20 protein-coding genes are annotated in these 24,723 nt (G+C 68.5%); 7 read left to right on the top strand and 13 right to left on the bottom strand.

What is annotated here, in order from left to right; genetic code table 11:
* The first annotated feature begins 68 nt into the window (after positions 1 to 68).
* From EV383_RS13135 to EV383_RS13115, 5 genes are all read left to right on the top strand, one after another.
* On the top strand, positions 69 to 788 hold the full coding sequence (locus EV383_RS13135) for a FadR/GntR family transcriptional regulator (protein WP_130290181.1): 720 nt from the start codon (positions 69 to 71) through the stop codon (positions 786 to 788).
* Positions 789 to 2,367: 1,579 nt separating this feature from the next.
* A complete protein-coding gene (locus EV383_RS13130) occupies positions 2,368 to 3,840 on the top strand; it encodes a DUF3375 family protein (RefSeq protein ID WP_165438333.1) in 1,473 nt (490 codons plus the stop codon).
* Positions 3,837 to 4,535: a DUF4194 domain-containing protein gene (locus EV383_RS13125; protein WP_130290179.1), complete on the top strand. Its 699-nt coding sequence runs from the start codon at positions 3,837 to 3,839 to the stop codon at positions 4,533 to 4,535. The genes EV383_RS13130 and EV383_RS13125 overlap by 4 nt, the downstream gene beginning before the upstream one ends.
* On the top strand, positions 4,532 to 7,978 hold the full coding sequence (locus EV383_RS13120) for an ATP-binding protein (RefSeq protein WP_130290178.1): 3,447 nt from the start codon (positions 4,532 to 4,534) through the stop codon (positions 7,976 to 7,978). Before EV383_RS13125 ends, EV383_RS13120 begins: the two co-directional genes overlap by 4 nt.
* 20 nt (positions 7,979 to 7,998) lie before the next feature.
* On the top strand, positions 7,999 to 9,189 hold the full coding sequence (locus tag EV383_RS13115) for a Wadjet anti-phage system protein JetD domain-containing protein (protein WP_207223511.1): 1,191 nt from the start codon (positions 7,999 to 8,001) through the stop codon (positions 9,187 to 9,189).
* A 264-nt stretch (positions 9,190 to 9,453) separates the two neighbouring features.
* Here the strand turns inward: EV383_RS13115 and EV383_RS13110 are convergent, their stop codons facing one another.
* Both EV383_RS13110 and EV383_RS13105 read right to left on the bottom strand, forming a co-directional pair.
* Complete coding sequence (locus tag EV383_RS13110) at positions 9,454 to 10,779, bottom strand: ISL3-like element ISPfr2 family transposase (RefSeq protein ID WP_130290176.1); 1,326 nt, start codon at positions 10,777 to 10,779, stop codon at positions 9,454 to 9,456.
* 780 nt (positions 10,780 to 11,559) lie between these two features.
* The gene (locus EV383_RS13105; RefSeq protein WP_006247389.1) at positions 11,560 to 11,871 is read right to left on the bottom strand and encodes a putative quinol monooxygenase; all 312 of its coding nucleotides are present in this window, start codon (positions 11,869 to 11,871) and stop codon (positions 11,560 to 11,562) included.
* Between the two features lie 107 nt (positions 11,872 to 11,978).
* Between EV383_RS13105 and EV383_RS13100 the strand changes: the two genes are divergently transcribed.
* Positions 11,979 to 12,920: a GlxA family transcriptional regulator gene (locus EV383_RS13100; RefSeq protein ID WP_020502092.1), complete on the top strand. Its 942-nt coding sequence runs from the start codon at positions 11,979 to 11,981 to the stop codon at positions 12,918 to 12,920.
* An 813-nt stretch (positions 12,921 to 13,733) separates the two neighbouring features.
* Here EV383_RS13100 and EV383_RS13090 read toward each other — a convergent pair.
* The 5 genes from EV383_RS13090 to EV383_RS13070 all read right to left on the bottom strand — a co-directional run bounded on the left by EV383_RS13090 (position 13,734) and on the right by EV383_RS13070 (position 18,050).
* A complete protein-coding gene (locus EV383_RS13090; RefSeq protein WP_130290174.1) occupies positions 13,734 to 14,132 on the bottom strand; it encodes a TraR/DksA C4-type zinc finger protein in 399 nt (132 codons plus the stop codon).
* Between the two features lie 82 nt (positions 14,133 to 14,214).
* Positions 14,215 to 14,565, bottom strand: a complete 351-nt coding sequence (locus EV383_RS13085; RefSeq protein ID WP_130290173.1) for a MerR family transcriptional regulator — start codon at positions 14,563 to 14,565, stop codon at positions 14,215 to 14,217.
* Between the two features lie 686 nt (positions 14,566 to 15,251).
* Positions 15,252 to 16,562 (bottom strand): benzoate/H(+) symporter BenE family transporter, encoded by a 1,311-nt coding sequence (locus EV383_RS13080; RefSeq protein ID WP_130290172.1) that lies wholly within the window; start codon positions 16,560 to 16,562, stop codon positions 15,252 to 15,254.
* A 46-nt stretch (positions 16,563 to 16,608) separates the two neighbouring features.
* Positions 16,609 to 17,850: a xanthine dehydrogenase family Fe-S subunit gene (locus tag EV383_RS13075; RefSeq protein ID WP_130290171.1), complete on the bottom strand. Its 1,242-nt coding sequence runs from the start codon at positions 17,848 to 17,850 to the stop codon at positions 16,609 to 16,611.
* Positions 17,847 to 18,050, bottom strand: coding sequence for a hypothetical protein (locus tag EV383_RS13070; RefSeq protein WP_242623063.1), 204 nt, complete (start codon positions 18,048 to 18,050; stop codon positions 17,847 to 17,849). Before EV383_RS13070 ends, EV383_RS13075 begins: the two co-directional genes overlap by 4 nt.
* Before the next feature lie 461 nt (positions 18,051 to 18,511).
* Between EV383_RS13070 and EV383_RS13065 the strand changes: the two genes are divergently transcribed.
* The gene (locus EV383_RS13065; protein WP_130290170.1) at positions 18,512 to 19,078 is read left to right on the top strand and encodes a PadR family transcriptional regulator; all 567 of its coding nucleotides are present in this window, start codon (positions 18,512 to 18,514) and stop codon (positions 19,076 to 19,078) included.
* Between the two features lie 153 nt (positions 19,079 to 19,231).
* On the opposite strand, the gene EV383_RS13060 is transcribed toward EV383_RS13065, so the two are convergent.
* The 6 genes from EV383_RS13060 to EV383_RS13035 are packed head-to-tail and all read right to left on the bottom strand — an operon-like array spanning position 19,232 to position 24,722.
* Positions 19,232 to 20,044 carry a mycofactocin-coupled SDR family oxidoreductase gene (locus EV383_RS13060; protein ID WP_130290169.1) on the bottom strand — a complete coding sequence of 271 codons (813 nt, stop codon included), beginning with the start codon at positions 20,042 to 20,044 and terminating at the stop codon, positions 19,232 to 19,234.
* Positions 20,045 to 20,065: 21 nt separating this feature from the next.
* A complete protein-coding gene (locus EV383_RS13055; protein ID WP_130290168.1) occupies positions 20,066 to 20,950 on the bottom strand; it encodes an alpha/beta fold hydrolase in 885 nt (294 codons plus the stop codon).
* Positions 20,951 to 21,853 carry an alpha/beta fold hydrolase gene (locus EV383_RS13050; RefSeq protein ID WP_207223510.1) on the bottom strand — a complete coding sequence of 301 codons (903 nt, stop codon included), beginning with the start codon at positions 21,851 to 21,853 and terminating at the stop codon, positions 20,951 to 20,953.
* Positions 21,854 to 21,867: 14 nt separating this feature from the next.
* Positions 21,868 to 22,779, bottom strand: coding sequence for an alpha/beta fold hydrolase (locus tag EV383_RS13045; RefSeq protein ID WP_130290166.1), 912 nt, complete (start codon positions 22,777 to 22,779; stop codon positions 21,868 to 21,870).
* Positions 22,780 to 22,798: 19 nt separating this feature from the next.
* Positions 22,799 to 23,611 carry a mycofactocin-coupled SDR family oxidoreductase gene (locus EV383_RS13040; RefSeq protein ID WP_130290165.1) on the bottom strand — a complete coding sequence of 271 codons (813 nt, stop codon included), beginning with the start codon at positions 23,609 to 23,611 and terminating at the stop codon, positions 22,799 to 22,801.
* Position 23,612: 1 nt separating this feature from the next.
* Complete coding sequence (locus EV383_RS13035) at positions 23,613 to 24,722, bottom strand: agarase (RefSeq protein ID WP_130290164.1); 1,110 nt, start codon at positions 24,720 to 24,722, stop codon at positions 23,613 to 23,615.
* Between the last annotated feature and the right edge of the window lies 1 nt (position 24,723).

Below are 24,723 nucleotides of genomic sequence, written 5' to 3'. Positions count from 1 at the left end.
CGGCTGCAGTTGCTGCATTGCTGGTGGATCAGCCGTTAATGTTTGTGCACATCGTCGTTGGAGGTGCCATGAGCGAGGCCGACGTCCCCGTCGTCCGCCGGGGCCGCTCCCGGGCCGAGTCCGTCGCGGAGGCCGTGCAGTCCGACATCGTCGAGCGGGGCGCGGTCACGGGCGACCGGCTCGGACTGCGGACCGACCTCATCGACCGGTACGGCGTCAGCCCCTCGGTGATGAACGAGGCGCTCGGCCTGCTGCGCGACCGCGGCCTGGTCACCGTCCGCCCCGGCCCGTCCGGCGGCGTGTTCGTCGCCGAGCAGCCGGCGCAGGTCCGCCTCGGAGCGATCGACCTGTGGTTCTCCGCCGCCGTTCCGAACCCGCGCGAGCTGTTCGAGGCCCGGACGTTCTTCGACGACGCCTTCGGCGCCGTCGCCGTCGACCGCGCCGGCCCGAACGACATCCGGGCCATGGAGTCCGCGCTGCACGACATGCGCACACACACCGACGACCCGGCCGCCTACATGCGCGCGACCGTCGCGTTCCACGCCGCGATCGCGTACGCCACGGATCTGGCGGTCGTCGTGGGGCTGTACGAGACGGTGCTCGCGCTGCTGCGCGGCGGCATCGTGCGCGCCGCGTTCGTCGAGCCGCGGGACGAGATGGTCGCCCACGCCCTACAGATCCACGAGGGCATGACCGCCGCGATCCGCGACCGGGACCACGACGCGATGACGAAGCTTCTGGCCTTGCACGCCGCCGACCTGGAACGGGTGCAGGACGAATCGCCATAGCAACAACGGGCGGGCGCACTCGCCCGCCCCGGGGCAAGGATGCAGCCGCCACCGTCGCCTCGTAAGTGAGACGTTCGCTGATCCTGCCGCCGGTGACCGCGATGCCCGACATGATCAGATCGTGCGTGACCATGCCGCCCGGTTCGGAGCTCCGACCCTCCAGCACTACCGGCGCGTCTACCTCACCGCCGGCCGTGAGTGGCCGGGCGAGGACCACATCCGGGCTCGCTACTCCCTGTGTGCCAACGCCCGGCCGGTCTCGACGCGCTGCAACCGCCCTGCCTCAGAACTGACTGACGCATGTTCTTCGAGGTCACGGCAGCGACGTCTGGCTGAGCAGACGACCAGCTAGTAGCTGTACCAGCACAAAACCCGGTTCGAAAGATCTCGAACCGGGCCTCTGAACTGCGCAAACGGTGGGCGATACTGGGATCGAACCAGTGACCTCTTCGGTGTGAACTGTTGGCGGCGCGATCGGTCACGGCATATCAGCAGGTCAGAAGACCCGTAGCTGACGTTGAAGGTCGCTGGAGACGGGTGGCGTTGCTGTACTCCGGGGCTGTACTTGACCGGCCGGGGTAGCCATTGCGTTCGAAGACAAAGTCACGCCGGGTTCGGAAGATGGTTCCTGGAGCGTCGCGCGATGACCGCCGTACCGCGGAAGGCATCAGGACAAGACCTCCGAGGAGGAACGAGTAGCTCGCGACTCCAGGCAGCAAGCGAGAATCGCCGCCAGGAGGAAGTTGCGCCCCGCGTCGTGGGTGAAGATCTCGTCGACGGCGACGGCCTCCGAGATGACCGCAGACACGGCGATCTTGAGTTGCCATGTTACTCACGAACGGCACGCGACCCTGTTCGAGGCAGACCTCGATGCGACTGATCAGATCGGGCATGCGGGGAACGAGATCGGGGCCGCCGTGGCGATGGGCGATGGGCGGTAGCCAATGGACAGGTTCATCCGTGTCAGCGTCCTGAACCAGACTCGCCGCCCACCACATGGCTGTCGCATAGCGCGGCGGGAGGAAGTTGGGTTCGTCGCCGAACAACGCCACGAAGTCCGGTACGGGTATAGGTGAGGTCGGCGTAGCTCGCCGGCGATGCAAGCAGTGCTCGACAACGGTCGGGGTGATGGTCAGGCTGTCCCGGACTTGGCGGCGCACTACCCCGCCGGGTGCGCGGCCGTGAGATCGCTGCCGCAGTTACCGCACGCGTCAGGCACATGGTCCACGATCTCGTCCGGGGTGCCGATCTGGAGCTACGCCGACCCGCCCTTACCGGGCTGCTTACCTGGGTTGCAACCCCTGCGCCGCCGCGCCCCGCGCGAGCGCGATACCGCGGAGCCCCTCCGCAGAGGGCGGCTGCGAGGAGTTGCCGAGTTGCGGCCCGGCCAGGGCTTGGACTCAGCGACCTCGGCCTGCAGCCCCACCATCACCCGAGCCCGCGACTCGATCAACGCGAGGAGATCTTCGCGCAACGGCCCGGTTGCGTGATCAACTCCGCCTCTCGGGGAGACGCGACCGCCCGACCGGACGATTCTGTCGGTGGGTTCGGGCAAACTCAGGTGCTGGCATGCGGAGCGATGCGATTGGCGATCATGGAAATCACGGGCGACCTGATCCGGACAGCACTGAGCTCGAACCCGACCTTGGCGCTGCTCAAGGCATACTCGAGAGACTGGGTGCTGCCGCTATTCGCTGAGCATCTCGGGCAGGTCGATGGGTCCGTGTCCGCCGAGTGGTTCCACGAGCGCGTCACCGAGGCTCTCGAGCTGATCCCGGAGTGGCGAGGCGATGTCTCGCCGGCCGACCATTGCCGCGACTGGATCGAGAAGCGTTGGCTGGAGACCGAGAAGCTAAACGGCCGCCTGCGGTACCGCCTGTCGCCCTACTCCCTTCGGGCGCTGCGGTTCGTCGGCGAACTCGTGGAAGGTGAGACGACTGTCAGTAGCGCTCGGCTCGGCTCCATCTCGCACGCAGTGCGGCTCCTGGCCGACATGACCAGTCCCGACCGGCAGGTTCAGCTGCGCCGGATCGACCGGCAGATCGTTGAGCTGAAGCAGCGGCGCAACGACATCGCCTCCGGCCAGGTGCGGCTGGCGAACCTGGAGGAGATGAAGCTGCAACTGCGCGAGATCCTCGCCATGACCCGGTCCTTGCCTGCGGACTTCCGGCAGCTCCGGACGATGGTGGAGGACCGGCACCAGGAGGTGGCGCGGCGGGCGATGGTCGACGGGCCACCCAAGGCCGACCTGGTCGAGGAGTACCTACGCGAGAACGACATGTTGTCCAGGACGAGCCAGGGCTCTGCATATCTCGGGTTCTCCCGGCTGCTGTCGTCCAGACAGACCGAACAACTGCGCGTCGACATCGACCAGATCCTGGCGCAGGAGTTCGCACGCCTGCACATGTCTGCCGCGCAGCGCGACGAACTCGACTGCATGCTTTCGACCCTTCTCACCGCCGAACTCGACGTCCAGAACAGCTATGTGCGTTGGACTGCGTCGCTGCGCCGCTTCCTCACACGCGCCGCCCACGGCCGCCACCAGCGACTGCTGAGTCTCGCCGACCGTGCCCTGCACGCCGGCGCCCTCTGGACACAGGCCGAACCCGGGCAGCGGTACTTGCCAGACGACACGCTCGGTGTGGGCGCGCTTGCCGTCGTGGATATCTCCCAGACTCAGCTCTGGCGAGAGCACGGCCCGCAGGAGGTCGTGGTCAAGGTCGCCGAGCAGCGCAAGACACTCCCCGGCGAGGACCGGGCAGCTCTTCGGCTGGCGGCCGGTACCGCACCCCGAGCTATCGGACGAACCATCAACATGCTGCTTACCAGCCGCCCGGCGGTAACGGGCGCTGAAGTGTTTGCAGCCACCCCGGCTGAGTTTCAACACCTGGGCGCTCTGGTGAGCCTGCTTGACCTCGCGGTCCTGCACGGACAGATCGACACCGACCTCGACGAGAGGGTGCAGCTGTCCGGAGACCGAGCAACCGCCCTGATTGCCATCCTGCCGCACCTGGTCTTCGACTCGCCCGTTCCCACCAAGGAGCTTTCATGAGCGAACCCGTCGAGACCGCCTACACGCCGTCCGAAGACGATGTAAACGAGCACGACTTCGACGGTGACGACTCGACGGAGTCAGGTGGATCGCGGCTGCCGGCCGCGGCGCGCCGGGCACTGGCGACACTGCTGACCAACAGGTTCATCACCCGGTCTCGCCACCGCTCGGCATGGGATGCGCTGCTGACCTACGAACTCGAGATCCGCGAGCGACTCATGGACCAGTACATGATCCTCGTCGTCGATAGGGACTACGAGGTGGCGTTCAAGCGGCAAGACCCGGCTGAGGATGCCCCGAAAATGCTGCGTCGCGACAAGCCGCTGACCCGTGACGCCTCGCTGCTGCTGATCCACCTGCGTAAGGAGCACGCGTACTCCGACGCGGCCGACGACTCAGTGATGATCACCCGGGTCCAGGTGTCGGAGTTCCTGCGCCCGTTCCGCGAGGACGGCGACGGTGACGAGGCCAGGTTCGAGCGCCGGGTGGAGGCTGCGATCCGCGCTGTAGCCGAGCTGAAGCTGATGACACCGGACCCCGACGCAGACTACCTGTACGTCATCTCGCCGGCCATCGTTCCCCTGATCGGAGCTGACGAGATGATGCGCATGGAGCGGTACTTCATCCAGGCGAACCCCGCAGCCGTTGTAAGCGAGGCTTCCACCGGCGATGGCGCAGTCGAGGAGCTCGCGTGACCGTCATACCGGCGGCAGCAACGCCGACCGATCAAAGCGGCTCGCTTCCGGTCCAACCGGACGGGCACGACGCGGCACAGTTCCGCATCAGCACGGTGCAGATCCTGAACTGGGGCGCCTACTCGGGTCTGCAGATCATGACGGCGGCGCGGTCGGGTACCGCGATCGTCGGCCCGTCCGGACGAGGCAAGTCCACATTGCTCCACGCCATGGCCTCGGTGATCCTGCCCAATCCGCAGGAGTTCAACCAGGCGGCCCGCGACGATCGTGGCAAGAAGCGGGAGCGCACCGTCTACTCCTACGCGCGCGGTCACACCGACCAGAGACAGGACGAGAACGGACGCTCCGCGACGACGAACTACCTACGCCCGCCGGGCGGGTCAGGATTCCCCAGCGGTACGGCGATCACATGGGAAACCCGAGACGGGCGATGTACTACTGCGTTCCGGATGGCGTGGGTCGGCCCCGACACCGACGGACCGGAGACGATCAACGGTGCCACCGTCTACGGGTTCGTCAACGACCACTTCGACCTAGCACGACTCAACGGAATCACCGCCGTCCGCCAGGGCGCATCCCCGCTGTCGAAGGGCTCGTTGGAACGGCTCATCGACCAGGGTCGGGGCGACGTAGTGGACACTTCGCAGGCGCGGGTGCACGCGAAGATGCGCTCCGTCATGGGCATGGGCTCCACCGACGAGTCCCAACATCTCGCAATGCAACTCCTGAGGCGGGCACAGGCGTCAAAGGGCATCTTCTCGATCAACGCCCTGTTCAAGGAGTTCGTGCTGACCGAGCCGCTCGCGCTGTCGCGGTGGGACATCGCCCTCGAGGCGTACCGGGAGGCGTCACGGCTCTACAAGGAGTTCGAGACCGCGCGTCGCCGCACTGAGACGCTGGCTCCCCTTCCCGTGATCGCCGAGAAGTACCGTTCTGCGGGCGCTGACTACGTCACGAAGCATGGCCTGCTGACCGGGGACCATGACGGCCCCGCACCTGTTGGTATCTGGCACGCAGAGAAGATCATCAAATGGGCTCAGAGCGCCATCGACGACAATCACCTCGCCAAGGCCGAGACGGACGAGGTGCACGCCACCGCCGTCACGGTTGCCAACGCCGCTGAACGGAGCGAGCAGGACACGATCACGCAGCTCACCGCGGCCGGCGGAGACCGTTCCGCGGTCATCACCGAGCAACTCAAGAGCGCGAGAAAGGACCAGAAACTGGTCGAGGAGGACCGGCGGCAATTCGAAACCCGCCTCTCGGTGTTCGAGTTGACACTGCCGACATCGTCGGGCGATGTAACGCTCACGCACGCCAGCCTGGTTGAACTCACCGCACAGGAACAGACGCTGCTGCGGGAGACGTCCGAACAGGCCAGCAAAGCAGCGGGCAGGCTCTGGCAACTCCGCCAGAACGTCACAGCGACAGAGCGCGAGATCACCGGGTTGCGGGCACGGCGCAGCCTCATCCCCGAGGACGCTGACGGACGCCGCAACCGGATCGCCTCCGCGCTCGACATTGATACTGATCGGCTCCGGTACGCCGGGGAGCTGCTCCAGCTCAAGCCCGAGCATCGTCGGTGGGAGAAGGCGGTCATCGGCCTGCTGCTGCCGTTGTCGAGCACCCTGTTGGTCGAGAGCCACGACTTCGTGCGGGTACGCCGGTACGTGCACGACCACGACATGCACGGTTCGATCACCATCACCCCCGCCCGTCCTGGCTCACCCCGGCCCGCCCCGATGGACAGCGGGATCCCTGCGCTGCTCGATATCGCCGACCATCCGTTCCAGGGATGGCTGGCCGCCGAGCTGAATGAGACCGCGAACTACTTCTGCGTGGAGACAGACGCCGATCTCGACGATCGGCACCCCGCATGGGCGCGCGGGTCGATCACCCCGGTCGGCATGCGCACCGGTTCCCGGAACCGGCTCACCAAGGACGACCGCCGCCTGCGCTACCCCTGGATCGGATGGGACACCCGCCGGTTGCTCCAGGAACTGGACAGCGAGCTTGAGTCGACCCAGCGGGAGCTGGAGGGCGCCAAATCGGTGGCCGACCAGGCCGACCTGCGACGCGAGTCGGCTCGAGCCCGACTCGACGAGCTGGGAGCGCTTAACACCGACCTGTCCTGGGACCGGATAGACACCTCAGCCACCGTTCAGCGCATCGGAGAGCTGGAAGCACAGTTAGTCCTGGCCAACTCGCCCGAGATTGCGCACTTGGTGGCGCTCTTACGCACCCAACGGGAGACGGCCGTCGTAGCCAGGGGGGAAGTGCAGCAGCTCGAGGAGCGGCAGAAGGGGCTGAACGAGCAATGGCACGCCCTCACCTCGACCCTCGAGGATGCGGAGGATCGCATCGACGACGCGCCACCACTGACAGACAACGAGCGTGCGGCACTCGCCGCCACCCCCTTTGCCGCGCCGACCGACGTAGCAGGGGTCACGGTGAGCCTTGGGGAGGCAATCGACAACCTGCGTGCGCAGATCGAACGCCACCGCGAGGACCGGGAGAAGCTCGAGCATGCGGTGGTAGGCCACCTCGCCGCCTATCGGAACCTGGACGAACGAACCTTCCGCGAGACTGACGGCACTATCGAGTCCTTGCCGTCGGTGCTGGCGATCTACGAACAGCTCGTGACCGACGACCTACCCCGCGCGAAGGATGCCTGGCTCGCGAAGGTAGACGAGGACATGAACCGTCAGCTGCGCGGGCTGCTGGTGCAGATCGACGACGATGCCCGGGCGATCAAGCGTGGGTTGGCCCCGATCAACCAGGTGCTGTGCCACGTGCGGTTCCGACAGAACGCGACGCTGAGCATCGAACCGGTAGAGCGACCAAGCAGCGATCTCAAGGACTTCCGGCAGATCATCACCCGATACACCAGTAATACCATCGGCGTGGACGCCGGACGAGACGCCGACCAGGTGGAGAAGGCTTTCACTCGCCTACGCACCCACTTGGCCAAACTCGACGAACAGTCACGATCCGGAGACGCGTGGCGGCGGCGAGTGTTCGACGCCCGCGAGCATGTCGAGTTCCGCGCCATCGAGGCCCGTCTCGACGGGGTCAAGGTCGTCCACGACGGCGTCTCGGGCATGAGTGGCGGCGAAGGACAGGAGCTGATCGCTTTCATCCTCGGAGCAGCACTCCGGTTCCGCCTCGGCGAGGGCCGGGACGGTCCGCCCAGCTACGCGTCCGTCATCCTCGACGAAGGGTTCGTCAAGGCCGACAGCGACTACACCGGCCGCGCACTGGCCGCACTGCAGGCTCTGGGGTTCCAGCTGATCGTGGGCGCACCCCGGGAGAAGGCGACCGCCTTCGAGGACTACGTGGAGTCCGTCGCGTACATCAACGTCGACGTGGACTACCCCGCCCGCGTGCGCATCTACCCGATGACGATGACTGAGGCACTGCGGCTCGAGGGCGAACGCGAGTGATGCACGATCCCGATCACGTCATGGACCAGGTTGGTGTCCGGTACGACAAGAACTGGCGCGACTGGCTGCTCAGCGGAACCGAAACGCAATTCTCCTTCGCGCTTGGGGCGCCGTCGGCGCAGGTGATTGGCCGCGACTTCGAGTCGGTCAGCCGGTGGGTAAACACCTGGCACAGCTGGGCAGAAGCTCATCCGGCCGCCCATCTGCGCAGCACCACACGCCGTACCGTCGTGGGCTCCCAAAAGGTGCCCACCCACCTCGACGTACCGACGCTGGATGACCTTGTCAGCCTCGATCCGGTACTCGCCAACCATTGGCAGCGGGCCAACGAACGTTGGTCACGGATACGCGCCCTGCCCACCGATGTGCTCGTTCCGCGGCTGCGTCCCCGGCTGCAACAGATCCTTGACCTTGCCAACCACGACTTCGAGGTTCTCCTCGAGGCCGTCAGATGGTTCGTCGAGAACCCGCGCTCCGGACTGACCACTCGGCAGGTGCCTGTCACTGGGATGCACACCAAGTGGCTCGCCCGAAATCGGGGGCTCGTCCTGGCCTGCCTTAACAGTCGCGAAGAGCATTCTGCGGATGGCTACCAAATCGACGACGAACTCGAACAGGCCGCCCTTGACCCGCTCGGGCTGACGGCCCTTCCGGTCCACGTCAACTTGATCATCGCCGACCCGGTCGAGCGCGCCCGTATTGGTGGCCTTCGGCACATCAGCGCGCCCCTGCCCGAGGTCACCTCGCTGCCCGTCCAGCCCGACACGGTCCTGATCGTAGAAAACAAGGAGTCCGCCTACCTGGTTCCCGACCGACCCCGGACAGTGATCGTCCACTCGCTCGGTAACCATCTCAATGTCTTGGACCAGATCGGCTGGCTGACCGTCGCAGCAGACCAGCTGTACTGGGGAGACCTTGACCGGGCCGGATTCACCTTGCTGTCACGGGCGCGTGCTCGGCTGCCGCATCTGGTCTCGGTCCTCATGGACCCCATGACTCTCCACCAGCACGGAGCTCTCGCCGTCGCGGACGACACCCGAGTCGACCTGCCAGAACCCAACCTCACCGATGCCGAAGCCGCGGCACTCGCCGCACTCACCACCGAGCACCGGGCGTACCTGCGCCTGGAGCAGGAACGGCTACCAGCGCCGTTCGCTCTCAACCAGCTGTTCCGCGCTCTGGAACGACACACGCGCGACGGAGCGCGATAGCGGCGGCGCTGGCCTTGTCGACACGTTGCCACGGCAGAATGTCTGCAGGGCGCGACGGACATCATCGACAGCCTCGACGGACCTGATTTCGTGTCACGTTACGTGTCATGAGCGCGTCATCGGCTCGGCAGCGTTCTCGACGCCAGTGGCTGCACCGCAACCCAGCCAACCACGGACAGCGGGCCCATGGAGGACGGCGAGCCCGGGGGCTCCCGGAGCGACGGACCTCAGGTCAGACCGTGGATCAAGATCATCTAAACGGGCTCATCCCAATCGGGGGTGTAGGAGTTGGGGTCTGAAGCCGCCGGTCTCGAGCAGGCTTCGGGCGATGTAGTTGGTCAGGTTGCGGAACCCGAGTGCGGAGCCGCGCAGGTGTTCGAGCCGTCCGTTGAGCGCCTCGGTCGGCCCGTTGCTGGTGCCGGGTCGTTCGAAGTAGGCGAGCACGTCGGCGGCTCGCTTCTTCAGGGTCCGGCCCAGGGTGGTGAGCTCGGTGAGCACCTTGGGGACGCCGGCGCTGAGGTCGGTGATCAGCTTCTCCATGAGCTCGCGGCCACGTTGCCGGTCCTCGTGGCGATAGGCGGCGATCATGCGCTGGTAGACACCCCAGGTCGCCTCGACCTCGACGTGAGCGTCATCAACGAACAGCGCGCGTAGCCTGTCGCTCTGCTTGTCGGTGAGCAGGTCCGCGCCGGTGTGCAGCGTGCGCCGCGACTTGTAGAGCGGGTCGTCCCTGAACCCACGGTGCCCGTGGATCGCGAGTTGGACCCGGCGCCGGCACCTGTCGAGGGCGTCACCGGCCAGGCGCACGACGTGGAAGGGATCCATCACCGTGACCGCGTCCGGGATCTCCTCCGCAGCGGCGGTCTTGAACCCGGTGAAGCCGTCTATCGCGACCACCTCGACCGCGTCACGGAAGGCGTCGTCGCGGTCGGCGAGCCAGGTCTTGAACGCCGCCTTCGACCGGCCCTCGACCATGTCCAGCAGCCTTGCTGGGCCGGCGCCATCGCGGACCGGGGTGAGGTCGATGATCACGGTGACGTACTTGTCGCCACGCCTGGTGTGGCGCCAGACGTGCTCATCGACGCCCATGACCTTCACGCCCTCGAACCGCGTGGGGTCGTTGATCAGCAGCCGATTGCCTTCGGCCAGGACCGCGTTGTTGGCGGTGTCCCACGCGACCCCGAGTCCCTCGGCGACACGGGCGACGGTGAGGTGTGCGACCACGATCCCTTCCAGCGCCCACCGCAACCCGGTGCGCGAGAGCTTCGCGCGTGGCTCCGCCGCGGCGCTGGTGTCTTGGCGCCACACGTGTCCGCAGTCGGCACAGCGGTAGCGGCGCACTACAACTTCCAGCACGGTCGGTCGCCAGCCCAGCGGCTCGTGGGCCAACCGCCGGATCACGGTGTCACGAGCAGCGCCTTCGCTGCCGCACCGTCGGCAAGACTGATCTGGTTCCACCACGCGGCACACGAGGACCGCACGATCCGGTTCAAGTCGTTGCCCGGTCACGCTCAGACCGAGGCCGTCGAGTCGAGCGAAGGCGGTCAGGTCAGGGCGGCCGAAGCCGGCCGGCGGGGTAGCGTCGGACACGTCGAGGTCTTTCGGATGGATGGCGTAGGAACCTCCATCGTCGGGAGACCTCGACGTCTATCTGCGGATCGACGGGCCCGGCCGACCTACACCCTCATCTGGGAAGAGCCCGCAAAGCCGACGTGATTAGGTCGTCGGTTCGATTCCGACAGGCGGCTCCGGCGAACAGCCCCTGACCTGCGCAAACGCAGGGCAGGGGCGGTTCGGTTCTGGTGGTCGCGCAATGCGCTGGCCTCACGGCTCTGCCCGACACCGACGTCGCTCTCCTCTGCGACGGACCCCTCGCCGGCTGAGCGCTCGCGGCCGGCATCCTGTCCGTGTGCCGATATGCCTCGCTCCGCTCGGCAACGCAGCGTGGCGTTGTGTCGCGACCTGGACGTGCGAGGTGTCAACGGTGCGTCGGCGCAGCGATCGTTGTGTGCGCAGCGAGATGCTCCATGCCGCACGCGCGCCGGCGCCGCACGAACGCAACGCCCCGGAACGCCAACGACCCGTCATCGCTGCGACGCGCAACGCGTCTCCCGTCACGGCAACGGATCGCAACCACGACCCGCCCACGGCGCCTCGCGGGACGGAGGGCAAGTTGACACAGTTGCGCTGCCATGGAACCGCGCTGGCTCTCTCGATGACCACCGGTGAAACAGTGCCGCTCCAGGCTTGCGCCTGGTGTTGCCTGGCCTCCTCGTGATCGGCCCGTCGGGGATCGTCAACGTGGTGCGGGTGTCGAGGCGGTCGGGTCCGACGGCTCGGCGGGGCGCGATCGTCTCGTGCGTTGGCGGACTACGGGAGCTTGGACGCGAGGACGTCGGCCGCCAGGATCTCGGGTGCTGCGCCGAGGAGGTGCTGGTTGGCCATCAGGGCTGCGACGATGGCGCCGTTGGCGTGGGCGTCGCGAGCGGCCTCGTCGGGGAATGCATCGAAGATCCAGAAGGTGTCGGCGTGGGTCCTAGCCGCGAACCAGACAATCGTTCCTACTTCTTCGTTGGCGAGTGCGACAGCGCCGGCGAGCAGATCGGCGAGCGCGTCGTGCTGTCCATCGGCCGCGACGATCTTGGCGACGAAGGCATACGGAAGTGATGCGGGTGTGGACATGAGGGGTTCTCCTTGAAGTCGGGGTTCTTCGTGGGGCGAGTTCAGCGTATGACGAGCGAGGGCCGGTGGGGAGTGGCGTATACGGCAGTATTGCTATTGTTCGCGCCATGCGTATCGGACTGATCGCGATCGACGGCTGCTTCGGTTCGGCGGTCGCGTCGGTCATCGACATCGTGCGGGTGGCCGACGGAGCCCGCGGCGATGTCGACCCGCGGATCGACCCGATCGAACTCGCCATCCTCGGACCGAAACGGCGAGTGACCACGACGGCATCGATGACCCTGTCGGTGGACCACCCGCTGTCGGAGTCCGGAGAGTTCGACGTGGTCGTCGTCCCTGCGCTTGGAACCCTCACGGCCGCCGCGACCCACGACGCCCTCCAGAGCCGAGATGCTCGTTCGGTCATCGCCTCACTCGGGCGCCTCGACGACGCGACCACCCGGATCGCCGCGGCGTGCACCGGCGTGTTCGCCGTCGCCGAGACCGGACGGATGCATCATCGGCGGGCGACGACCAGCTGGTTCCTGGGGCCGGAGTTCCTGAAGCGCTATCCGACCGTCGCCCTCGATCTCGACACCATGGTCGTGGTCGACGGGAACCTCGTCACCGCCGGCGCCGCCTTCGCCCACATCGACCTCGCGCTCTCACTCGTGCGATCGATCAGCCCCGACCTGGCCCAACATGTCGCCAAGCTCCTCATCATCGACGAGCGCCCGTCGCAGGCGGCCTTCGTCGCCTACGAACATCTCCGGCACGAGGACCCGATCGTCGTCGAGTTCGAACGCTTCGTGCGCGTCCGCCTGGACGAACCGTTCAACGTCGCCGTCGTCGCGCAGTCGCTCGGCACCAGCCGGCGCACCCTCGAACGACGAGTCCGTGCGGCGCTCAACCTCACTCCGCTCGGCTTCGTCCAACGGCTTCGCATCGAACGAGCTCGGCACCTCTCAGCAACCACGGACCTCACCTCCGCCGAGATCGCGCGACGGGTCGGCTACGCGAACGCCGAGACTCTGCGCTCCCTCCTGCGCAGGGAGCGACGCCGTTCCTGACCTATCGCCATGCCTGTAGCCGGTGTCCTAGCGCTCGGTTGGAACCACCTCTCAGCATGTCGCGTCGACGCTCCTGCGTCGCCCCTGGACGACCCACTCGACACGCCCGCAGCACAGGCCATGTGACGTGCCCCGGCTTCCCGGACGGTCGGGGTTGGGTGGCTGTGATGTCGCTGCGTTCTCGTCGAGGGGGTCAGCAGACCCGATCAGGGTCGATTGGGATGAGCCGCGAAGGCGGTCAGGTCAGGGCGGCCGAACCCGGCCGGCGGGGTAGCGTCGGACACGTCGAGGTCTTTCGGATGGATGGCGTAGGAACCTCCATCGTCGGGAGACCTCGACGTCTATCTGCGGACCGACGCGCCCGGCCGACCTACACCCTCATCTGGGAAGAGCCCGCAAAGTGCCGCTCCGGATGGATCACGAAGCGACTGGACGTTCCAGGTGAGATGTTGCTGAGAGCCGGACGTCCCGCCGCTAGCGGGACGTCCTGGTCACTGCCGCGCAAGCGGCCGAGCATGAGGAGGCAGACATGTTGCCGATGCTAGCAGCGGGACCCTGTGACTCCGGGCCTGTTCTCCTATCCGCGCGAGCTCTGAACGCACCCTGGGCCTTCTTTGAGGCGGCGGCGCCGAGGACGTCGTGACGGCAGAACGGCTCAGGCGGCACCCAGGCGCGCGTGGATGCGGAGTCTGGCAATCGGACTACGAACCGCCGCTAGCAGGCATGCGCGAGACCGCGATGACGTGGTGGGGGTGACGGTCGAGGCCGGTCGGTCACCCGAGGCTGGTCTGTCGTCGCCGCGGTAGCCGTGGTTCAACCGCGGGGGTGCTCGTCGTCCTCATCGGGTTCGACCCGCTGCTGGTCGGCCACGTCGGCAGGGTTGGCCTCGTATGCTCGTTCGGTCAGTGCGGCGGGGATCTCGTGCGGATCGGCCGTCTCGTGCGGGTGGGCTGGTGTCTGCTGGTCGGCTACATCGTCGACGGGCTGGTCGACGGGCTGATCTCGGAGGTACTCGGGGGACTGATTCGGGCTCGTTGCCATCGATGTTGCTCCTGTCGCGGGTGGGGGTGTGTTCCTGGTCGACGGGGTGCTGTGGTGTGTCGGGCAGCGGCTGGCTTCGGGTGCGATGCGCAATCGCTCGTCGTCGATCTCTGTCCCGCAGGTGTCGCAGCGGGCGAACACCCCGCGGGCGAGCCGGTCGAGCGCGCCCATGAGCTGAACGCGGCGCCGCTCGAACTCGTGCGGGGCGATCGGCGCTCGGGTGCCCGGGACCCACGGACCAGCGCGCAGGTGATCAGGACGAGGCCGCTGAGTCCGGTGGCGGCCCGGAGAGGGGATCGTGGCCGGGAGTGGGGTGCTCGAGTTCGTCGATGCGGGCGTGGGCGTCGTCGAGCTGGTCCTCCAGGGTCAGAATGCGGGCGGCCGCGTCGAGGGTGAGCCCCTGGTCGAACAGTTCCCGTATCCGGGTGGCGATCTCGAGCTGGCGGCGTGAGTAGCGGCGGTGTCCGCCGGTGGAGCGCTGCGGGGTGAGCACGCCGGCGGCGTCGAGGCTGCGCAGAAACGCCGGCTGCACTCCCAACACGTCGGCGGCCTGGCCCATGGTGACCGACGGGTAGTCCTGGTCGTCGAGACGGGACACACCCATCGCGGTTGGCTCCTGCTCGGCGGGGGTGGGCCCGCTCGGTTTCTTACTCGTGACGACGCTCCGAGGGTGCAGACCAGACATGCGGAGCGGGGCCCGGTCAGGTGTGGCCGGGCCCCGCTCCGCATCATTGTGCTGGTGGATGATCACAGTTCGACGAGGTTCCCAGGCGATCACCTCCCACAGCTGGTCGATCAGGCGCCGTCCGTGTGGCGCGTAACGACATCTCCATCTACGTGCAATCAATATTCAAGCGCGCACTGTAGATGTTGTCAATCGGCCACGGCATACACGCGCCGCTCCGCGATGTTCGTTGGGCGCCGTGGCCAGGACTTGCTCGGGCGCCGGTCCCGCTGCCAAGGGCAAGCAGCGGGACCGGACGGAGCCGACGGAGACGAGAAGTGCGCAACAGGTATCGGTGGTCGATCACCTCCCCGTTCGTCGCGTCCCGATGACTGCGCGGACCGCCAGTGGACTGCTCGTCAGCCGGAGTGCCCGAGGCCGACGCGACTCGGAGGGCTGCGTTGCCGAGCCGGACCGTCGGCGGGAGCGAGACAGTTCCCCCGCCGGACTCGAGGCCCGGCCCGCGACTCGAAGACCTCGGTCAGGACCGCCCTCAAACCTCAGCCCCGCCGCCTACGCCATGCCCCTTGCTCTGGACAAGGGCGTCCAGCATGGGCGCCGGTCGCTCACACGGCCTCGGCCCGGGCCCGGAAGTCGCCCGGCTCGAGCACCGCCGAGATCGCGACGCCCGCGACGAGCGCCCAGAACGGGCTGGAGACCCCCAGCGGCGCGACCCCGCTCATCGCCACCACCAGCGCCGTCAGCGCGCCGGTCCGGAAGCGGCCGTCGCCGAACGCGCCACGGAACGACGAGACCAGCACACCGATCATCGCGAGCCCCGCGACGACCGACACCAGCTCGGTCGGCAGTGCCGTGACCGCGGTGACGGCGAACCCGGCGAGCACGCCGAACGCGACGAACAGCACCCCGTTCACGACGCTCGCGGCGTACCGGGCGTCGGGGTCCGGCCCGGCCTGCGGGCCCGAGCAGATCGCTGTCATGGGCCCGGCGACGTTGGCGTTGTGGCCGCCCGTCAGCGGAGCCAGCAGCCCGCCGACGCCGCTGGCGACCGTCATCGCGTTGATCGGTGGGCGGTAGCCCTGGCTGAGCAGCACGCCGTAGGCCTGCGCGTTCTCCGCGGCGATCACGAGAACCGCCAGCGGGATCCCGACGGCCAGGATCGCACCGACGTCGAATGTCGGGGCCACGAGGACCGGCGCCGTCCACCCGTCCACGGCGGTGGACTGCGCGGCGAACCCATCCGTCAACGCGGCGGCGAGCAACCCTGCCAGCAGTGCGCCCAGCGCTCCGGGTACCGCCGGGACGAACCTCGACAGCAGCAGGAACCCGGCCACCGCGGCCCCGACGATCCACGGCGCGGACTCGGCCGCCGTCACCACGCCGGTACCGAACCGGATCAGCGCCCCGGCGATCATCGCCATCACGATCGGTTGCGGCAGCCATCGGGACACCGTGCCGATCAGCCCGGACAACCCGAGCACGAGCACGATGAGTCCCGCGACGAGGAACGCCCCGACGACGGCGGAGAACGGGAACGTCGCCAGCGCTCCGACCACCAGGACCGCACCCGGGATCGAGTACGCGCCGACCACCGGGATCCGGTAGCGGAGCGCGAGGATCAGCGAGATCAATCCCCCGAACACGTAGATCCCGAAGATCCACGACGAGATCACCCCGCCGGCCAGTCCGTTCGCGGCGGCGCCGTCGATCACGATCAGCGCGGGGCCGGTGCAGCCGAACACGGCCGCGACCACCCCGGCGCCGATCGTCGCGGGGTTCAGCCGTCGGGGCAGGTCGCGCAGCCCCGACCGGATTCCCGGACCCGGCTCGATCCGGCGGGGCGGCCGCGGTTCCGGGCCCGCGATGAACTCGATGGGAGTGGAGCCCTCGGCGGGCTCGTCGGTGGGTGCGGTCATCGTGTCGCCTCCTCGCGATCACTTGCCGGGCTCGGGAGCCGGGCGGCTATCGGCGCCACAGGGTGCGGGCGCCGGCGAGCCCACGGCGGGTGAGCACGCGGACGGTGTCCCGGACGGTCCCCAGCACCAGGCGGAGCTGCGCACCCCGGCCGGGTTCGGTGACCGAGCCGGTCTCCGCGGCCTCGTCGACGCTGGCCGCGAACTGCTCGAACATGCGGCGTGACACGTCCCCGGCCAACGCCCGGCCGAACTGCGCGACCCGGCCGGTGAGATGGACGTCGGCGTGTGCGGTCAGAACCGTGCCGCCGCCCGGCTCGGGCTGGGCACCCAGCACGACGTCGGCCTGGGTGGCGCTGCCGCCGGCGTCGGCGCCCTGGGCGTGGAATCGCAGCCGGTGCTCACTCGGGTCGCGCTCGATGACCTGCGCGAGGCCGTCGAAGGACAGCTTCACCGGGCCGAGCGCGACGACGGCGCGGCCGCGGTACCGGTCACCGTCGAGCACCTCGGTGAGCCGGGCCCCGGGCAGGCAGCGAGCGAGCAGGTCGAAGTCGTCGAGCACCGCCCAGACCCGTTCGACAGGTGAGTGGAGCCGGCTGGTCACGTCGACGACCGCCGACGGCGGCCCGGACGGGAGCCGCACCTCCTGCGGGAGCGCCGCCTCCGGGACGTCCGCCTCGGCCGCGGCGGTTCCGGTCCCGCCCGCCGAGGCCCGCCCGACCAGCGTGTGCGCGCCGCACGCCCGTGGCTCGGGGATACCGTCGGGATAGGTCTGCCGCACGTCGTCGACGGCCGCGAGGATGCCGCGGTAACCGGTGCACCGGCAGAGCACGCCGGACATGTGTTCGGGGAGCTCGTCGCTCTCGACGTCCGGGGTGCTCGCGAGCAGGTCGTAGCTGCTCATGAGCATCCCCGGGGTGCAGTACCCGCACTGCAGGCCGTGATGGGCGGAGAACGCCTGCTGCAGCGGGTGCTGGTCGTCGGGTGTGCCCAGGCCCTCGACGGTCACGATCTCCGAGCCCTCGCACTGCACCGCAAACATCAGGCAGGCCCGGGCTGCTTCGCCGTCGACGAGGACGGTGCACATGCCGCAGACGCCGTGCTCGCAGCCGAGGTGGGTGCCGGTGAGACCGAGCCGCTCACGCAGCACGTCACCGAGGTGCGCTCGGGGCGGCACGGTGACCGTGGTCTGGGTGCCGTTCACCGTCATCGTGATCCCGGCGGTCTCGTCGGCGGCCACTCGGGCCCGTGGCTCCGCGGGACCCGTCCGCTTCGGCTCGACTGTGGTCATGAACCCTCTTTCCGGTCCCGGGCGCGGTGCAGCGCGCGGGACAGCTCGCGGGCGGCGAGCACGCCGAACAGCCGGCGTCGATAGCCGGTGGAGCCGTGCGTGTCCCCTCCGGTGTCGACGACGGCGTCGGCGAGCGCCGCGGTGGCCGGGCGCAGGTCGCCCTCGTGCTCGGTGAGCAGCGACGTGACGTCCCGGGTCACGGCCCGGGCCGGTCTGGGTGGCGCTCGGCTGCCCACCGCAAAGTCGTCACCAGGTCCATCGGACCCCCTTGTCCTAGTCTGTTTCAGACCATACGGTTCGTACTGTACGAGATGCAAGCCCGGCGCCCTCACCCCCGGGCGGCCAGCCGGCCGCCCGGCGCTCAGGAGACGGTTCGCCGGGGGGAATGCCGCCGCCGACGACGCGCTCGGAGGATGCGCGACGACCATTCGCGATCCCGTTGTCGCAGGACACCCGACCCACGGACTTCCGGCATACGGAGACCGACGACATCGAAAGAAGGAGGAGCGATATGGCCACGGCTGCAGACCGGCCGCGCAATCCTGCTCGCGATGTCCGGGGTGCACAGAATGCTGTGGGCAGCGGTGGCCACGCCGCCGGGAAGCCGGTGCCATCCGGCCTTAGAGTTGTAGATCGCCGACTGGATGACGGAGGAGACCGGATGCGACTGTCGACGACGTCCTATCTGGTCATGGGCATGATCGCGTTACGCGGACCGTCGACGCCATACGACCTCAAGCGGGCGGTGAGCCGGTCCGTCGGCTACTTCTGGCACTTCCCGCACGCGCAGCTGTACTCCGAGCCGGAACGGCTCGCTACTGCCGGACTGCTCGCCCTGGACACCGAGGACCGCGGACGGCGACGCAAGACGTACTCCCTCACGACCGAGGGGCGGTCCGCGGTGCGCGAGTGGCTGGCGTCGCCGACACCCGAGCACTTCGAGATGCGCGACGTCGCCGAGCTGAAACTGTTCTTCAACGAGGCCGGCTCCCCGGACGATGTCGGCAAGCTCGCCAGGGAGCAGATTCGTCAACACGAGGAACGGATCGCCGACTACGAGGACATGGTCACCCGGCACGGCCGCGAAGAATGGGCCGAGCCCCGCATGATCACTCTCGAGCTGGGCCTGGAGATGGAGCACGCCGCACTGAGGTTCTGGACCGCGCTCGCCGACGACGACCTCGATCGGCTCCGTCGAGAACGGACCGAGCGCGACACGCGCGGCTGACCCCGCGACGCACTGCAACAACGGTCATGGATGCTGCGCGCTCGGCAAGCCAAGCGGTGGCCGCATCCCTGTCCGGCCGACACGCCGCACGGCCTGCATCGCCTCGACGACGGCAACGCCGGCCCCCGGAGCACCGCGACGTCGGAGGAGGGCCTACTTCAGCATGAAGCCGGCGTCCACCCGCACCTCGGTACCGGTGACGTAGCGGGCGTCGTCGCTGACCAGGAACGCGATCATCCTCGACACGTCCTCGGGCTCTACCACGTCGACGGGCATCAGGTTGCCGCGCATCGGGCCGGTGAGCCGCTCGTGGGTGCCCATCCAGTCTACGAACCACTGGTTGTTGGACATCTCGGTGTTCACGCCGGTGGGGTGCACGACGTTGACCCGGATCATCTCCGGCGCCAGCTCCCACGCCAGCGTGCGCATCAGCGCGATCAGCCCGTGCTTGGCCACGTTGTAGTGGGTGCAGCCGGCCACCGAGCGCAGGCCGCCGGTGGAGCCGGTGAGCGTGATCGCCCCGCCGCGCTTCCCGGAGATCATGTGCGGGATGAACGCCCGGCAGACCTTCCAGCCACCCGTGACGTTGATGTCGAGCATGTCCTGCCACTGCTCGTCGCTGAGCTGCCACGTGCTGTCCGCGGCGCCCATGACGCCGGCGTTGGACACCAGCGCGTCGACGCGGCCGAACTCGGCCATCGTGACGTCGGCGGCGTGCTGGACCGCCGCGGTGTCGCGGATGTCGGCCTCGATCGCCAGGCAGCGCCGGTCGTGCTTCTCCACCAGCGCCACGGTCTCGGCCATGTCGTCGGCGGTGCTCATCGCGTAGTCGATGGTGGCGATGCCGCCCGGCGCGTCGAGGATGACGACGTCGGCGCCCTCGCTCGCGAGCGTGACCGCGTGCGAGCGGCCCTGCCCGCGTCCGCCGCCGGTGATCACCGCGACCTTGCCGTCCATGCGGCCCATGTCAGTTCCTTCCGTCTTCTCTCACGCAGCGAAGAACTCACGCAGGACACCGGCCAGCTCCGCCGGCTGCTCCAGCGCCATGCTGTGTCCGCACTCGGCGATCTCGACGTAGCGCACGTCGTCGCTCACACGCTCCATCTGCCGGCGTGTCTCCTCGCCGATGAACAGTTCACTGGCCACCGCGAGCACCGGCATGGGCAGCTTGGTCCGGCCCCACTTCTCATCGAGCGCGATGTTGGTGAACGTGGCGCGGTAGACCTCGAAGATCGCCCGCAGCCCGCCCGGCGCGGACGAGCAACGCGTCCACTCGGCCACGCAGTCCGGCGTGATCGCGGCGGGGTTGTAGGTCTCGTTTTTCATCCACGTCGACCAGAAGATCTCCTCCCGACCGCTGATCAGCATCTCCGGGAAGTCCGGGACGTGGAAGAAGCCGACGTGCCACAGGAAGTGGCTGGACCGCACGTTGTCGGCGGTGAGCGCCGACCAGTCCTCCAGCCCGAAACCGGGCAGCAGCATCTCGCCGTAGGACAGCTTCGTGACGCGCTCGGGGAACGTGGCGGCGACGGCGTAGGCGAACGCGGCGCCCCAGTCCTCGCCCGCCACGGCGAACGTCTCGTGGCCCAGCTCGGTGAGCAGCGCGCCGACATCCTGGGCGATCGTGCCCATGTCGTAGCCGCCCTCGGGCCGCTCGGAGTCGCCGAACCCGCGCACGTCCGGCGCGACGACGGTGAAGTGCTCGCTGAGCAGCGGGATGACGCGGTGCCAGTAATACCATGTCTTCGGCACGCCGTGCAGCAGCACGAGCGCAGGCCCGGAGCCCGCGGTGACGTAGTGCAGTCGCACCCCGTTGACGGTCCGGCGCCCGTGCTTCACAGCGGCGCCGGTGTGGTCGGTGATCTCCAGCATCTACTGCTCCTTCGTGGCGCGGTCGAACCGGGTGACGATCTCGACCAGCGCCTCGGGGTTCTCCTCGGCGATCCAATGCCCCGACCGGGGAACGGACTCGACCGTGACGTTCTCGGCGACCTCGCGGCCCATCTCCTCGGTGACCGCGCTGAACAGGCTGACCTGCCCGTAGAGGCCGAGTACCGGCATCGTGAGCCTCCCGTTAGCCGCGAGCGCAGCACGGGTGTCTGCGGCGTCCTGCTCGAACGCGCGGTAGAGGTCGAAGCCGGCACGCATGGCGCCCGGTTCGGCGTAGGCGGTGGCGAAGTGGTCGGTGTCCACCGCGGTGGGACGGAAGCCGAGCTTGTCGTAGAAGTGCTGCAGGTACCAGCGCTCGCGCCCTGCGGTCAGCGCCTCGGGCAGGTCCAGGATCGTGTGGAACGCGAAATGGAACAGCGTGGGGTCGTTCTTCATGCGGTCGTGCACCTCTGTGCCCGGCAGCGGAGCCTCGCCGTAGCCCATGGCCCGGGTGTCGCCCGGGTAGCGCAGGGCGTACGCGGTGGCGAGCTGGCCACCGAGGTCGTGACCGAGCACGAAGGCGGGTGCGGTCAGGCCCAGGTGGTCGTGCAGCAGCTGGTGGATGTCCTCGGCCATTGCCCGCTTCGTGTAGCCGCCGCTGGGCAGGTCCTCCACGCGCGGGTCCACGGCGCGGCCGAGATCCAGCCGCGGCCGGGAGGTGTTGCCCGCGCCGCGGTAGTCCGGCGCGACGACGTGGTAGCCCGCGTCCGCGAAGAGCGGGATGACGTGGCGCCACTGCCACGAGGTCTCGGGCCAGCCGTGCAGCAGCACGAGGACGTCGTCGCCGGCCCCGGCCTCGTAGTAGTGCATCCGGACGCCGGTCTCCAGCAGAGCGGTGCCGGTCATCTCCGCGAGGTTGTTCATGCCCCCGCCGGCTTCCCGAAGAACTCCAGGTAGGTCCGCGCCAGCTCGTCGGGCCGCTCCAGGGACGGGTTGTGTCCACACCGCTCGATGACGACGCTGCGGACGTCCTGCGCGACCGGCTCCATCTGGTGGCGGACCTCGTCGCCGAAGAACGCCTCGCCGCCGACGGCCAGGACCGGGATGGTCAGCTTGTGTTCGAACTGGGGTGCGTTCTGCTCCCCGTCGAGGTCGTTGGACCGGTACACCTCGAGGATCGTGTGGGTGCCGCCCGGCGACTCCAACCAGCGGACCTGCTCGTCGACGTCCTCGTCGGTGGCCGCGCTCGGGTCGTACATCTCGCGCTTCATGAAGAACGACCAGAACTCGCGCTCCCGGCCGGGCATGAGCATCTCGGGGTAGTGCGGCACGTTGAAGAAGTCCAGGTGCCACATCGTGCGGGTGTCCTCCTTCTTCAAGGTCCGGGTACGGCCCGCGACGTCGTCGCTGCCGTACCCGAGCCCCGGCAGGAGCATCTCCTGGAACACCAGTTGCTCCACGCGGTCGCGATGGAACGCGGCCACCGCGTAGCCGATGGCGGCGCCCCAGTCCTCCCCGACGATCCGGAAGCGCTCGAAGCCCAGGTGGTCGGCGAGCGCGACGACGTCCTGCGCCATCGTCTGCGTGTCGTACCCGGTCTGCGGCCGCTCGGAGTCGCCGTAGCCGCGGCAGTCCACCGCGACGACGGTGTGGTGCGGGGTGAGCAGCGGGATCACCTTGCGCCAGAAGAACATCGTCTTCGGCACGCCGTGCAGCAGGATCACCGGGTCGCCGGAGCCACCCATCGCGTAGTGGATGTTCACGCCGTTGACCTCGGGGCGGCCGTGGGTGAGCCGCTGTCCGGCGTGGTCGGTCATGTCGTAGGTGCCCATGGGCGATCTCCGTTCCGTCCTACTTGAGCATGAAGCCGGCGTCGATCGGCACGGTCGTCCCCGTGATCCACTTGCCCGCGTCGGAGCAGAGGAAGGCGACGACGTCGGACACGTCGCGCTCGGGCAGTGCGTCCACCGGCATGAGGTTGAAGCGCATGGCGTTGCCGAGCTCCTCGTGCTCGGTGAGCCACTGCGGGAAGTAGTCGTTGTTCGACATCGGCGAGCCGACACCCGTCGGGTGGATCGTGTTGACCCGGATCGACTCCGGCGCCAGCTCGCGCGCCAGCGTCCGCATCAGGCCGACGATGCCGTGCTTGGCCGCCGTGTAGTGGGTGCAGCCGGCGACCGCGCGCAGGCCCGCGATCGACGACGTGATGAGGATCGTGCCGCCGTTGCCGCCCGCGCGGATGTGCGGGACGACGGCGCGGCAGGACTTGAACACGCCCGTCAGGTTGATGTCGATCATGTCGTCCCAGGCCTCGTCGGTGAGCTCCCAGGTGTTCTCCGACAGGCTGAGGATCCCGGCGTTGGCCAGGTGGATGTCGATGCGTCCGAACTCGCTCATCGCCGTGTCGGCGAGGCGCTTCATGTCCGCGGTCTTCCGGACGTCGGCCTCGATTGCGACGCAGCGCCGGTCGAGCTTCTCCACCGCGGCGACGGTCTCGTCCAGGTCACCGGGCCGCCCCGTCGGGAACGGGACGGTGGCCACCTGCTGCGTGATGTCGCAGACGACGATGTCGGCGCCCTCCTGGGCCAGCCGGATCGCGTGGGACCGGCCCTGCCCGCGCCCGCCGCCGGTGATCACGGCGACCTTGCCGTCGAGCTGCCCCATGTCAGTCCTTCCCGTGCTGCGCGAGCGCGCGGCGGTTGTGTTCGGTGATCGCGTCGGTGAGGTCGCGGTAGGGCTCGTCCCAGGGATCCTTCACACCCCACCCGCGACCGCCGGTGTTCTCGACGTAGCCGCACCAGTGCCAGCCCGCGAACCACGGCTCGTTCCGCACGGCGTCCAGGGCCGCGCCGTAGTCGACGCCGCGCGCGGCGTGATCAGGCAGCCCCTCGCGGTGCGGGTTGAGCTCGGTGGGCGTCCAGTTGCCGACGTCGGCGACGATCACAGGCTTGCCCCCGCACTGTTCGCGCCAGCGCGCGAGGTCCGCGCGCAGCTGCGTGCGGGACTCCTCGGTCGGCTCGGTGAAGTACTGCACCGACAGCACGTCGACGAAGGGCTCCATCGCCCGCAGCACCGGCTCGGGGATGCCCTTGTTGCCGTTGAACCGGTCGCCGAGGATCAGGTGGTCGGGGTCGTAGCGGCGAATCGCGGTCACGATCGTCTCGTAGTAGCGGCTCGCCACGTCGTAGAGCTGCCTCTCCCGTTCGGCCGGGTCGAGGCCGCGCAGCTCGGCGAAGTCGGCGCCAGAGGCGTGCGGCAGCCAGGCCGGGATGTCGACGAGGAAGTAGCCGAGCAGGTCGGGCGAGTCGGCGTGCTCGGCAGCGATGCTGCGCGCGAGGTAGTCGCACCAGACCGCGAAGTCGTCGCCTCCGTGAGCAGGGTCCATGGGCCGGAACGCGGGGTAGTTGTTCCAGTCCTCGATCTCCTGCACCGGCACCTGCGCGACGTAGGGGATGCCCGCCCCGCGCAGCTCGGCGGCCGACCACGGGGTGGAGTGCTTGAGGTCGATCGGGTCGCCGAACCAGTCCAGCGCCTCACCCCAGCCGCCCGCGACGTACTCCTGCGTCCAGCCCAGCGTGTTGAACGACCAGTTCCGCAGGTCGGCGACGGCCCCGTCGGCGATCCAACGTTCGCGGGAGCCGTAGCGCTCCCGCCAGATGTCGAGGTTGTACGGGAACTTGAGGTTGGTCTCGTCCACGTGGTTCAGGGCCAGGGACAGGAACGGTTCCCCGTCCGGGTCGACCAGCCGCCCGTCGCGGACTGCGAACGTCGCCATC

Source organism: Pseudonocardia sediminis (assembly GCF_004217185.1).
Taxonomy (GTDB): domain Bacteria; phylum Actinomycetota; class Actinomycetes; order Mycobacteriales; family Pseudonocardiaceae; genus Pseudonocardia; species Pseudonocardia sediminis.
Note: the sequence above shows the minus strand (reverse complement) of the source record. Positions and strands in the feature narration are given on the sequence as shown.